The 12,647-nt window shown below is 62.2% G+C and carries 11 protein-coding genes; 6 read left to right on the top strand and 5 right to left on the bottom strand.

What is annotated here, in order from left to right; genetic code table 11:
* Positions 1-6: 6 nt before the first annotated feature.
* Positions 7-3,615: a UvrD-helicase domain-containing protein gene (locus tag U5K31_14075; GenBank protein MDZ7773848.1), complete on the top strand. Its 3,609-nt coding sequence runs from the start codon at positions 7-9 to the stop codon at positions 3,613-3,615.
* Positions 3,608-5,464 (top strand): exodeoxyribonuclease V subunit alpha, encoded by a 1,857-nt coding sequence (recD, locus tag U5K31_14080; protein MDZ7773849.1) that lies wholly within the window; start codon positions 3,608-3,610, stop codon positions 5,462-5,464. Before U5K31_14075 ends, recD begins: the two co-directional genes overlap by 8 nt.
* A gap of 101 nt (positions 5,465-5,565) precedes the next feature.
* Here the strand turns inward: recD and U5K31_14085 are convergent, their stop codons facing one another.
* Positions 5,566-6,306, bottom strand: coding sequence for an FKBP-type peptidyl-prolyl cis-trans isomerase (locus U5K31_14085; protein ID MDZ7773850.1), 741 nt, complete (start codon positions 6,304-6,306; stop codon positions 5,566-5,568).
* 173 nt (positions 6,307-6,479) lie between these two features.
* Here U5K31_14085 and U5K31_14090 point away from each other — a divergent pair, with 173 nt between their 5' ends.
* Positions 6,480-8,261: a DEAD/DEAH box helicase gene (locus U5K31_14090; protein ID MDZ7773851.1), complete on the top strand. Its 1,782-nt coding sequence runs from the start codon at positions 6,480-6,482 to the stop codon at positions 8,259-8,261.
* 8 nt (positions 8,262-8,269) lie between these two features.
* The gene (locus tag U5K31_14095) at positions 8,270-9,049 is read left to right on the top strand and encodes a lysophospholipid acyltransferase family protein (protein MDZ7773852.1); all 780 of its coding nucleotides are present in this window, start codon (positions 8,270-8,272) and stop codon (positions 9,047-9,049) included.
* Here the strand turns inward: U5K31_14095 and U5K31_14100 are convergent.
* Positions 9,030-10,271 carry a hypothetical protein gene (locus U5K31_14100; protein ID MDZ7773853.1) on the bottom strand — a complete coding sequence of 414 codons (1,242 nt, stop codon included), beginning with the start codon at positions 10,269-10,271 and terminating at the stop codon, positions 9,030-9,032. The two genes, U5K31_14095 and U5K31_14100, sit on opposite strands and share 20 nt — an antisense overlap.
* A 60-nt stretch (positions 10,272-10,331) precedes the next feature.
* On the opposite strand from U5K31_14100, the gene U5K31_14105 reads away from it, so the two are divergent.
* Together U5K31_14105 and U5K31_14110 are read left to right on the top strand one after the other, a co-directional pair.
* Positions 10,332-10,781, top strand: coding sequence for a DUF1572 family protein (locus U5K31_14105; protein ID MDZ7773854.1), 450 nt, complete (start codon positions 10,332-10,334; stop codon positions 10,779-10,781).
* 97 nt (positions 10,782-10,878) lie between these two features.
* Positions 10,879-11,373 carry a putative metallopeptidase gene (locus U5K31_14110; protein ID MDZ7773855.1) on the top strand — a complete coding sequence of 165 codons (495 nt, stop codon included), beginning with the start codon at positions 10,879-10,881 and terminating at the stop codon, positions 11,371-11,373.
* Here U5K31_14110 and U5K31_14115 read toward each other — a convergent pair whose 3' ends face one another.
* The 3 genes from U5K31_14115 to U5K31_14125 are packed head-to-tail and all read right to left on the bottom strand — an operon-like array spanning position 11,374 to position 12,440.
* Entirely contained in the window at positions 11,374-11,556 is a 183-nt protein-coding gene (locus tag U5K31_14115) for a hypothetical protein (protein ID MDZ7773856.1), read from the bottom strand.
* Positions 11,557-11,563: 7 nt separating this feature from the next.
* Complete coding sequence (locus U5K31_14120) at positions 11,564-11,791, bottom strand: translation initiation factor (protein ID MDZ7773857.1); 228 nt, start codon at positions 11,789-11,791, stop codon at positions 11,564-11,566.
* A 43-nt stretch (positions 11,792-11,834) separates the two neighbouring features.
* Positions 11,835-12,440 (bottom strand): hypothetical protein, encoded by a 606-nt coding sequence (locus U5K31_14125; GenBank protein ID MDZ7773858.1) that lies wholly within the window; start codon positions 12,438-12,440, stop codon positions 11,835-11,837.
* Between the last annotated feature and the right edge of the window lie 207 nt (positions 12,441-12,647).

Genomic DNA, 12,647 nt, shown 5'->3' on the forward strand with positions numbered 1-12,647 from the left:
GGAGTTGTGAGACAGCTTGAACCCTTTGACATACCGCTCACAGGCGTGCAGGTGGTGGAGGCCAGCGCAGGCACCGGCAAGACCTACAGCATCACCTCCCTCTATGTGCGTGCCCTCATCGACCGTGAGCTCACCGTGGAGGAGGTTCTGGTGGTGACCTACACCAAGGCGGCCACCAAGGAGCTTCGCGACCGTATACTGCGACGCATTCGCGTTTCGGCGGCGGCGCTGCGCGGCGGCGAGACGGGGGAGGACGCCTTCCTGCAGCAGCTTGTGGCCCATGTCGACGGACCCGAAAAGGCCGCCGAGCGGCTGGAGCGCGCCCTGCACGACTTCGACCGATCGGCCATCCACACCATCCACGGATTCTGCAACCAGGTGCTCCAGGAGCAGGCTTTTGAGAGCGGGGCGCCTTTCGACGCCGAACAGGTGGAGGATGAGTCGGAGATCATCGGGGAGGTGCTCGACGACTTCTGGCGACGCTGGCTGGGCGAGGTGGAGGAGGAGCCCTGGAAGGAGCCGCTGCTGCGAAGCCTGTCGGAGCGGAATGTGGGTCCCGATCGGCTGGCCCGGGAGCTCGGACCGCACACCGGAAAGCCCTACCTGGAGCTTCGTCCCCGCGACCCGCAGCCTCCTGACCGGGAAACCGTGGAGGCCCTACAGGAAGCCCACGAGGAGATGCGGCGACTCTGGGAGCGCGAGCGCGAGGAAATTAGGACCCGACTTCTGGAAGGAAAGGTCAAGCGCTACACCGAGAGCTACGTTTCCGACCGGATGCTGGAGATGGACCGGCACCTGGCCTCGAATGTGGCTACCATCTACCCCTACGACAAGATGGCCCGTTTTTCTCGTGACTACCTGGCTTCCAAGCTTAAGAAAGGAGCCGATGCGCCGCCGGAACATCCCTTTTTCGAGGCGGTGGACCGCTACCTGGCCCGGGCGGAGGAACTGCAGGAGCTGCCCGTCTGGTTCCGCCGCCGCGCCTTCGATTTCCTCACTGAGCGACTGGAAGCCCGCAAGGAAGAGCTGCAGGTCTACTCCTACGACGACATGCTGGTGAAGGTGCGCGATGCCCTGGCAGGTGCCGGTTCGCTGGCCCGCTCGCTGCGCGGCCGCTACCCGCTGGCGCTGGTGGATGAGTTCCAGGACACCGACCCCGTGCAGTACGACATCTTTCCATCGACTCTACGGGCAGGAGGATACGGCAGGCGGGAAGAAGGGGCGGGAGTCGGGCCTTTTTATGATCGGCGATCCCAAGCAGTCCATCTACTCCTTTCGCGGGGCGGATATCCACGCCTACCTGGATGCCCGGCGGCGGGTGCCGGGAGATCGGGCCTGGGGACTCAACTACAACTACCGCGCGGTGCCGGAGCTTATAGCTGCCGTAAATCGCTTTTTCGGCCGCCATCCCAATCCCTTTCTGCTGGAGGGCATCTCCTTCTCGCCGGCCGAGCCGGGCAGGGAACCGGAGGCCTATGCACGTTTCAGCAGCGGAGGGGAAACGCCCGCCCCCTGCCAGTTCCGCCTTCCCCCGGTGGAGGAGGAGATCAACACCGGCGACGCCGAAGGGCGCGCCGCCGCCGACGCGGCCTCAGAGATTGCCCGCCTGCTGGAGGATCCAGATACGCAGATCGGGAAGGAGTCCTCCGTGCGGAGCACATCGCCGTGCTGGTGCGCAAGCACAAGCAGGCGGAGACCATGGCGAAGGCGCTGCGGGCGTGGGACATCAACAGTGTGCAGGTGAGCAAGGAGAGCGTTTTCGCCACTCCGGAAGCAGCCGACCTGCAGCAGGTGTTGAGCGCGGTGGCTCATCCTGCCAACGACGCCCTGGTGAGGGCGGCCCTGGCCACCCCGCTTTTCGGGCACGACGCGGCCGACCTGCTGACGCTGCGCCAGGATGAGGAGGCGTGGACCGAAGAGCTGGCGAGGTTCCGCCGCTGGAACGAGGTATGGGACGCCCACGGCTTCAGCTTTCTGTTTCAGTCCCTGCTCCTGGAAGGCGGGGCCGCCCGCAGTCTCATGCGCGGGAAGCGGGGCGAGCGTCGGGTTACCAACCTGGTGCACCTGGGCGAACTTCTCCAGGAGCGGGAGGGGCGGAGCGGAAGGGGACACCGGAGCCTGCTCAAGTGGATCGCCCGCAAGAGGGCGGAGGTGAATCGCGAGACCGAGGAGGAGCAGCTCCGCCTGGAGAGCGACCAGGACCTGGTGCGCATCGTGACCATGCACCGCAGCAAAGGCCTGGAATACCCGGTGGTATTCTGTCCCTTCCTCTGGAACGGGGAGAGCTTCAACGAACGCGGGGGACCCCTGCGCTACCACGACGGGGAGGACGCCTCCCGGTCGGTGCTGGACCTGCGTGGCAAAAGAGACCCGGAGCGGGGCAGGCTTCGCTTCCTGCAGGCACGCGAGGAGCTGGCCGAGAGCCTGCGCCTGGCCTATGTGGCGATGACCCGCGCCAGCCATCGCTGCTGCCTGACCTGGATCGCAGCGGGCTATCCCCATTTCTCCGCTCTCGGCTACCTGCTGCACGAGGAGGAGACCGTCCTGGAGGCCCTGGGCCGCAAGGTAGGCGACGAAAAGAGCAACGCCCCGGAGCTTGACTCCTTTCCCGCCGCCCTCCGGGAGCTGGCGGAGCGGCATCCGGACCTGATCGAATGCGTGCATCCCGAACCGGCCACCCCGCGTCCGGCCGACCTTGGGAAGGGCCGGGGGGAGCTGCGTCCGGCGCGCAGCTTCGACTCCGACCCGCCCCGGGAGTCCTACCGCATATCCAGTTTCTCCTCGCTGACAGGCGCCCTGCACGGGGAGGAGGAGTGGCCGGGCCTGGAACCTCTTTTTCAGGAGCCGCTGCCGGACGAAGATCCCGAGGATGAGACGGTATATTCCTTTCCGCGGGGACCACGGCCGGGTACCTGCCTGCACAACATCTTCGAGAAACTGCTGCAGCGAAGCGGGGGAGGCTACCCGGGCGACCTCCACGAGACGGTGAGGCGGGAACTTCAGGCCTACGGCATCGCCTCCCGCTGGGAGGCCACCGCCCGCGGCATGGTCCGCACTGTCATGGAGAAGGAGCTTAGCTCACCGGACGGCGCCGGTCAGGAGCAGACGCCCCTGGTCCTGGCGAAGGCCGGTGCGCGAGACCGCATTCCCGAAATGGAGTTTCACTTCGACACGCCCGCCGTGGAGGGCCGCAGGCTGCTGGCCCGGGTGCGAGGCACCGGTGAGGAAAGCCTGCCGCCGCTGCAGGCCGTTTTTCCGGGCTTTATGAAGGGATTCATCGACCTGACCGTTCGACACGAGGGACGCTTTTACCTGGTCGACTACAAGTCCAACCACCTGGGAGACGCCCCGGAGGATTACCGCAGGGCATCCCTGGGCGAGGAGATTCTATCGGCCCACTACGACCTTCAGTATCATCTCTATACGGTGGCCCTGCACCGCTACCTGGGCCGGCGGCTGCCGGACTACAACTACGAGCATCACTTCGGGGGCGTCTGGTATCTCTTTCTGCGCGGCATCCGGCCCGAAGGGGAGGAGGGACTCTGGTTTGACCGTCCGGCCGTACAGACCGTAAAGGATCTGGACCGCATGCTGGGAGGTGGACGCCATGAGTGACCGGCAACCGGCATACCGCCTGGAACCTCCCCGGGGCGAACTGCGCGCGGTGGACCTGGAGCTGGCGCGTTTCCTGGATGCGCAGCTCTCGGTGGGTTCCGAGCTGCTCTACAGAACCGCCTGCCTGCTGAGCTGGTCCTACCGCCAGGGCGACGTCTGCCTGGAGCTGGAGGAGTGGGCGGGGCGGCCCCTCGACCCCGTCCGTGAGGAGGGGGAGGAGGCTGCGCCGGACGATTTCCGCTTTCCTCCCCTGGAGCCGTGGCTGGAAACCCTGCGGGCGAGTCCCTTGACCGGCGGCCCCGGCGACTACCGGCCCCTGGTGCTGGACGGAGGGCGCCTCTACCTTCACCGCCTCCACCGGCAGGAGCGCAGCCTGGCCCGGCATATACGGGAGCGGTGCAGGAGGGCCGGGGATGTGGACCTGGAGCTGCTGAGGGAGGGACTGGTCCGGCTGTTCCCTCCTCCGGCCGAAGAGCCCGACTGGCAGCGGGTGGGCGCCGCACTGGGCGTGCTGAACCGCCTGACGGTCATATCCGGGGGACCCGGAACGGGGAAGACGGCTACCGTGGTGCGCCTGATGGCCCTGCTTCTGGAACAGGCGCAGGCCCGCGGGGAGCCTGTTCAGATTGCGCTGGCAGCCCCCACAGGCAAGGCGGCGGCCCGCCTCAAGGAATCCGTGCGGGCCTCCCGCGGTGAACTGGACTGCAGTGAGGAGGTGCGCGGGCGCCTGCCCGACGACGCCGCCACCCTCCACCGCCTGCTGGGCGCCCGAATGGGCGGCACGCGCTGGATCCACGGGCCGGAAAATCCACTTGCGGCGGACGCTGTTATTGTGGACGAGGCCTCCATGGTGGACCAGGCCCTGATGAACCGCCTGCTGGAAGCTCTCGCCCCGCGCACCCGGCTGATTCTGCTCGGTGACAAGGACCAGCTCGCCTCGGTGGAGGCAGGTTCGGTGCTGGGTGATATCTGCGGTTCGGGCCCCGTCTCCTTTACCGAAGAGATGGCGGGAAGGCTCGGCCGATGTGGGTTGGATTTGCCCGGTGGACGGATCACCGGGGATGAGCGCGCCCTGGATGACCATGTGGTGCTCCTGGAGCGTAATTACCGCTTCGGCAGGGAGAGCGGCATAGCGGCCCTCGCCGCATGCGTGAACCGGGGAGAGGGCGAAGGCGCCCTCGAGCTGCTGGCGTCGGGCAGGTACGGCGACCTGGAACGGACGAGCTATCCCGACGCCGGGACCTACCGCGACGAGCTGGAACGCTGGACGTTCGCCTACCTGGACCGTGTGGGCGAGGGGGCGGACCCCGGGGAGGCCTTCCGCGCCTACCGTTCCCGCAGCCTGCTCACGCCCCACCGGGGCGGTCCACTCGGCGTGGAGGAGATCAACCGTACGGTGGAACGCATCCTGTCCCGGAGGGGACGCATCAGTCGTTACAGCCGGTGGTACACCGGCAAACCCGTCATGATAACTCGCAACGACCGCCTGCTGGGTCTCTATAACGGCGACCTGGGCATCTGTCTGCCCGGCGGTGAGGGCGAGATGAGGGTCTGGTTCGAAAGGGAGGAGGGGTGGCAATCCTTTGCCCCGGCGCGCCTGAGCCACTGGGAGGCGGCCTGGGCCACAACGGTCCATAAAAGCCAGGGGTCGGAGTACGAACGTGTGGTTCTGATGCTTCCCTCGCCCGTCTCCCGCGTCATGAGCCGCGAGCTGGTCTATACAGCCGTCACCCGTGCCCGCAGTGCGGTTATTCTGCGCGGGGAGGGCCATGTGCTGAAGGAAGCCGTTTCGCGCACCGTTGAACGCCGCTCGGGCCTGCGGGACCTTCTTCATTCCAAACGCCCCTGACCAATCTTGGCAACTGACGCAGTTTAATTACGAGGACTAACACAAAAGGGCCGCCCGGCAAGTCGCTGGGCGGCCCTTTCCAATGGGATGAGGGGACGGAATCAGTTGCCGTCGCGCTCGTGGACTTCAAGAAGTTCCACTTCAAAAATGAGGGTTTCGCTGGGACCGATCTGCTGTCCGGCTCCCTGGGCACCGTAGGCAAGTTCGGGCGGGATGACGAAACGGTACTGCGCACCCTCCTGCATCAGGGCAATGCCTTCCTGCCAGCCCTGGATCAGGCCTTCAAGCAGAAAACCTTGGGGCTGGCCCCGCTCGCGGGAGCTGTCGAACACCGTGCCGTCGATGGTGGTGCCCTCGTAGTGCACAACCACCGAGTCGCCTACGGAAGGCGATGCGCCACTGCCCTCCTCCAGGACCTCGTACTGCAGGCCGCTATCGGTAACGGTTACGGCCTCGTTCTGCGCATTCTCGTCGCGGTACTGCTGGCCCTCTTCCATGTTCTGCTGGCCTTCCTGCTGGCGCTGCTGCTGGGCGCGCTGCTGCGCCTGCATCTGGTACTCCGTGAGCAGCTGTTGCATCTGGGCATTGCTGAGTCGGTTTTCAGCCTCCCCCATGGCGTCGTTGAAACCGGCCATGAACTGCTGGGCCTTAAGGTCGTTCATGCCCGAAGAGCTCATCTGCTGACCGACGTTGTAGCCGAAGCCGTAGCTGACGGAATCGATGTTGCTTTCCAGACTGGCCGATCCTCCTGCCCCGGCACCGCCGGAACTGCACGCCATAAAAAGGAAAAAGGGGAGTCCCAGAACCAGGCTGAGAAGGGTATATCGTTTCGGTGTCATCATAAAGTCTTGGTTGCGATTGGGTTGCAGATTAATGAGACTGGAAAGTATCCATTTTTCACAGGTTTAAAAAATGACCCGCGTGCGCATCCCTTCGATCGATTTATAATCGTATCTTAGCTGAATCTGTCCTATATTTGTACCCTTTGTAATTTTGAATCAAACACCCAGCCATCTTGAGTTTCGAGAAGTTTAACCTGAGCCCTGAGCTCGGGATGGGCCTTTCCGACCTGAAGTTTGAAGAACCCACTCCCATACAGGACGAGTGCATCCCGCTGATTCTTGAGGGACATGACGTGATCGGCGCCGCGCAGACAGGCACCGGTAAGACGGGCGCTTTCGTGATTCCCGTCATCCAGAAAATCATGGAGGACCCCGGCGACTACCACCAGGCCCTGATGCTGTCGCCCACCCGCGAGCTCGCCCAGCAGATTGACGAACAGATCTTCGCCCTGGGTTACCATACCCCCATTACTTCCGCCACCATTATCGGGGGCAGTGACTTTGCCGCCCAGGCGCGTTCCATCCGGGCCAACGTAGACATTATCGTGGCCACGCCCGGGCGGCTGCTCGACCAGATGAATGTCACGGGCATCGATTTCAGCAAGCTGAAGTACCTGGTGCTGGACGAGGCTGACCGCATGCTCGATATGGGTTTTATTCCCGATGTCACCAGTATCGTACAGAGCCTGCCGAAGGAGCGGCAGACCATGCTGTTCTCGGCCACTATGTCCGGTGAGGTGATGAAGGTGGTCGATCGCGTCATGAAACCCAACCCCAAGAAGGTGGAGTTCGAGATCTCCAAGCCGGTCGATTCGGTGGACCAGCGCGCCTACTTCGTGCACCCCAAGGAGAAGCTGAAGCTCATCGATCACATCTTCGATACGCTGGAATGGGAGACCTGCATCATTTTTGTAGCAACACGAAAAGGCACCGACGAGCTGCAGCGCACTCTCAAGAAGAGGGACATTCCCGCCATTAGCATACACGGCGACCGCAGCCAGGAGGAGCGAAACGAAGCGCTACGGGCTTTTAAAAACAAAAAATATCCGGTCATCGTGGCCACCGACGTGCTCTCGCGCGGTATCGACATCGACAATGTGTCGATAATCATCAACTACGATGTGCCCAACACCACCGACGACTACATCCACCGCGTGGGCCGCACCGGACGATACGACAAGACGGGCACGGCCGTCACCTTCGTGACCAACCGCGACAAGAAGTACTTCAGTGACATCCGCAGTGTGGTGGGTGATCAGCTGACCATCTACGAAGACGCCCAAAAAGCCATGGACGAGGAGAAGAGTGCCACTTCCGGGGCGAAAGGCGGAAGCGGGGACGCCCGGGGCAAGGAATCCGGCAAGGATGACTCCGGACGCAAGGAATCGTCCGGAAAAAAGGAGGACGAGCGCGAGCCCATTCCCACGGACGAGCAGGGCCGGGCCATCATCGACCGCAGCAAGCTTCCCGAACGACCCTCGCCCTCCGGCGGCAAGGATAGCGAGAAGGACGGCGACAAGAAAGAATCTGATTCGAAGGATGCAGACAATCAGAAGAGCCGGCAGGAGGAAACGCAGGAACAGGAAACTAAGAAGCAGGAAACTAAGAAGAAGGAGCCCAAGCGGCAGGAAGAGGAGCAGAAGAAGCCCGAGAAGAAGCTAAATAAGCAGGAGAAAAAGGAGGAACCCAGTGACGAGGATAGTAAATCGTCCTCGAGGGACGGTGGCCGTCAGAAAAAGGAATCCGGACGGAAGGGTCGCTCCCGCGGAAGCAACGGGGAAACCACGGCCGGTACACAAGGCTCGCGCCGTGAAAACGGGGGACGCGGCAATCTGCCTGATCACATGCAGCCGGAAATCGTGGAGAAGGCGGTGAGCCGCAACAAACGGGCACGCAAACCCGCCAAAGGCATTTGGGGAATTATCAAAAGCTTCATTCCGAAAATCACGAGCTGACCGGCGAAATGGGCGACGGACTCAAATCGGTCGTCATATGGATGGGAGTGGGCCTGCTGGTACTGCTGTGGCTGCCCATGATGGGAGTACGGCGGCTGGCCGACCGCGATCCTGCACGCTACGGTACCGGGCGTCTCTTCCGCAGACTGGGACTGGCCATCTCCCGACTGAATCCCTACTGGAATATCTCCATCAGCGGTCACCGTCAGATTGACGATCGGCGCCCCTATGTGATGGTCTGCAACCACCTCTCCCAGGCAGACATCCCGCTTATTTCCAACCTGCCGTGGGAGATGAAATGGATTGCCAAGAAAGAGCTTTTCTCCTTTCCCTTTGTGGGCTGGATGATGCGGCTTGCGGGCGACATTCCCGTGAACCGCTCCGCCCTAAATCGAAAGTCGGCTACCCTCTCCCGCGCCGAAGAAACGCTGAAACAGCGCTGTTCGGTGATTTTTTTCCCGGAAGGCACCCGCTCCCGCAACGGGCGGATGAACCGCTTCACCACCGGGGCTTTCGAGCTGGCCATACGGCAGCAGGTGCCCGTGCTGCCCATGGTCATCGACGGCACCCAGAACTGCCTCCCCAAGAACAGCTGGAAATTCGGCAGCGCCCGAAACATACGTCTTCAGATCCTGGAACCGGTATCCACAGAGGGACTTTCATCTTCACAGAATGAGATTATGGAACTTCGCAACCGGGTACGGGACCGCATCCGTGACCGCCTGGCCTCACTGCGGGAAGAGGAACCGCACAGGGTGGACAACACGCTCAAGGAAGGTTCTTCATGACGGCGGTCCGTATCTTCGGGCGTTCTCCCTGCAGATCGGTCCAGGCAAAAAGGAGCTGACCGTCCGCGTTTGCCATTTTGGGAAAACCGCTGCCGCGGGAGGGTGACATGGCGGCAACCTCCTGCGCTGTTCCCGGTCTGTCATCCCCGGCAAACACCTCCCGCACCATAAACGCGGCCTCCTCCCCGCTGGAACCCTCCATCCAGCTTACGTAAAGCCTGTCGCCCGAAATGGCCGCATCCACCCGCCCCAGCGGAGCGCCCAGGTCTACCGTCACCGGTTCTCCGAAACTCATGCCCCCGTCGTCGGACCGCGAGGCCTTTACACGCGGCGTACCACCGGCCTCGGTATACCATGCCAGCAGTACCGTGGAATCTGAGGAAGCCAGGGCGGGTCCGTTGACCGGGCAGGCCGAAATATTCCAGCCGTCCTGGTGAACGCTCACCGGTTCGCTCCATGCGCCGTCGCGGTAGCGTGCCACCGAGATGTCGCGAATCTCATCTTCGGTCCGGTCGCGCCATGCCGCCACGGCGCCGCCGGGCACCGCCGCCAGGGCGGTATTGCAGCAGTCGCATATGGCAGGATCCACCAGCCGCCGGTTGCGGACGCCGTCGCCGTCCACTTCAGCCGAACGCAGGGTCATGGCTTGGCCCAGATCGAAGTAGGAGTCGGGTCCCCGGTCCGCCGTACGGCGCCCGTCCAGCCAGAGGGCCAGCATGGAGCCGTCCTGACGGGGCAGGAGGGAGACAAAACCATGTTCGGTTGCCGTGCTGTCGTCGTGCAGGGTAAAGGGATCGTCCCAGTCGCCGTTGCCGCGAAGACTCATGCGCACCTCGTAGGTGAAGCCCGGTGAAGGGATCTCGCGAAGCCAGTGCGCGGCCAGCAGTGCGCCGTTTACGCCTGTTACCGAAGGGATGTCCGCCCAGTTCACGATCCAGTCGTTCCCGGAGGCCACGGTCTGTGAGGCGCCCCAGCTATTTTCCTCCCAGCGGGCGTAGCGAAGGTGTGCTTGTCCGTCGCCGGCGCTGTCGGCGTTTTCCTCCACCCAGCTCAGCCAGACCCCGCCATCCGGCCCGGCCTGCAGATTGGGAACGCGTGCGGAGGCCTCTCCGGAAGGGGCGTCCACCGCTTCGGGGGCGTTGGTTTCAGGCGAACTACAGCCCGCCATCAGCAGAACGGCGGCAAGCAGGGTGGAAAGGAGTGCAGAGACCGGGGCTTTCATCACAGGAAAAGTATGTCGTTATTGGTGGGTAAACATCCTTCGTATAGAAACACATTTGTTATGGAAAAACAAGTACTCACCAAGCTCTTCGAACGCGACCTGGACCGGCTGATCACCGAGATGGAACAGGTGCCCGAAGAGTTGATGTGGAAGGCTCCTCCCGGGGTGACCAACTCCTGTGGGGTGCTGGCACAGCACCTGGTCGGCAACCTGCGTCATTTCATCGGCGCACACCTGGGCGGCACGGACTATCAGAGGGACCGCGAGCGCGAGTTTACGAACACAGGCGTACCGGCCGCCTCTCTTATACGTGAGGTGCGCGAGCTGAAGGATGCGCTCTTTCACATCCTTAATGACCTGGACCAGGGGGTGTGGGAGGGCGACTACCCGGAGGGGACGCCCCTGGAAGGGAGCACCCGTCAGGTGCTGGTCCACCTCTACGGGCACCTGAATTACCACCTGGGACAGCTTAACTACCTGCGGCGGATGCTGGACGAAAAAGAGGGCTGACAATCTGCCCGCCAAGCCCTACCTTCCCGACTTCCCGACTTCCCGACTTCCCGACTTATTAGACTTCAAGACTTTTAGACTTTAAAGACTTAGTAGTATGAAAGACAACGACTTTCTAAAACCCGGAGACACCGTCAGCCACAGCAACAAGCAGCTCATGGAGTCCCCGGAAATCGAAGCCATCGCCAAACGCGTCATCGACAGGGAGGACATGGATTTCGGTCCGGCTGAGATCGGCTACTTCCTGGTCTATCCCAACCTCTCCAAATACCGCGCCGCCAAATGCGTGAAGGCCTCCCGCGAGGTGAAATACTACTCCGGCAACGACTATCTTATCGAGATTTCGGGCGAGATGTGGGACATGCTGGACGAAAATACGCGCGAAATGGTGCTTTTCCACCAGCTGCTGCACGTGGAGCCGGTCTACAAGGCCAAGAACCAGGAGTGGAAAATGAAGATCCGCAAGCCGGACTTCAAGGACTTCTACGAGATCAACGACAAGTACGGCAACGAGTGGTACAAGACGGTGCAGGCCACGGTCTCCTCCCTGTACGACCTCGACCCGCGCCGCGAGAGCAAGGTGTCGCTCTGACTACTCCTCCTCTTCCTCGAAGAATTTCATCTCCAGGGATTCCATCCGGCGCTCCATACGGTCGAGCTTGTAGAGGATAAGGGCGTGGGTTCGGGCCGCATCGATACCCACCGGGCTGTCGTCGCTGCGGATCTGTTCCAGGATTTCCCGGAGTTCTTCGTCGGGTATGTCGAGGGAGTTCATGGTGCCGTCAGCCTTGTACGTTGAATCCTTCTTTTTCAAGAAATGTCGTGACCTTGTCGATCTGGTTGCCCTGGATCTCGATGGTTTTGGCGTAGCTGGTGCCGCCCGCCCCGCAGTGTTTCTTCAACTTCTTCTCCAGCTTCTCGATGACTTGGGGATTATGCTGGATGTTGGAGATGACGGTCACCTCTTTTCCGCGTCGTCCGCTTCGGTCCAGTTTTACAGTTACAGCCATGGGGGAGGGGATCAGAGTTGAAAATTACGGTTGGTGGTCCGGCCTAATAATTCTCGGCGGTGTCGGCATAGGCGTCGGGGCGCTTGGAACGCAGCTCGAAACCGTGCAGGGTATAGTTCCTGAGATGCCACAGAAAGCGCTTGACCGGCGAGTCTGGCAGGGTGAAACGCACGATGGATCCCGCTGCGCGGCGGATGGTCTTGTCGGCCGCCGAAAACTCGGAGATATCCACCACCACGGGGCCCTTGTGTTCCTTCGCCTTTTGCAGGAAATAACGCTCCTGGGGGGAGGCGTATTTGACCTTCGAGTGGGTGTAGCCGGTGTAGACCCCGCAGAGCTGATCGCCGTTCCTGAAATAGAGGAGGGCGCCGGTGTTGCGGTGCTGTTCGAAGATACGGTCGAGGGCCTCATAGGTTTCCGATTCGGAACGGGAAACCAACTCCTCGAAGTCCACCGTCTCCACACTCTTGCCGGCAGCCCGGCCCAGTTCCTCAAGGGCGCGCTTCTTGTCGGGCTGATAGAGTCCCAGAAAGAGGCTCAGGTGTGATTCGTCGTCCGGCAGGGCCGAGAGATGTTCGGCCAACTCGCCGAAACCGGCTCCCTGGAAGGTGATGTTTTTGAAGGTGTCTTCGGGCGTCGCAAGGTCCATGTGGCGCTGGGTTATGGATGGCTTCGGTTCATCATTGCCCCGGCATTTCGGCCGGGAGGGGGCGGGGGCTCCCGTTCGGGGCGCACCAAATATAACAAAAAGTGGCCATACCATGTGAAAAATGAATGCCCCGTGCGTATGTTAGAGGCGGAATGATTTTAAAGCGGTACAGACCCGATTTGCACCGCAGCCGTAATCTCGAATCCC

This window comes from Balneolaceae bacterium, from assembly GCA_034521445.1.
Taxonomy (GTDB): domain Bacteria; phylum Bacteroidota; class Rhodothermia; order Balneolales; family Balneolaceae; genus JAXHMM01.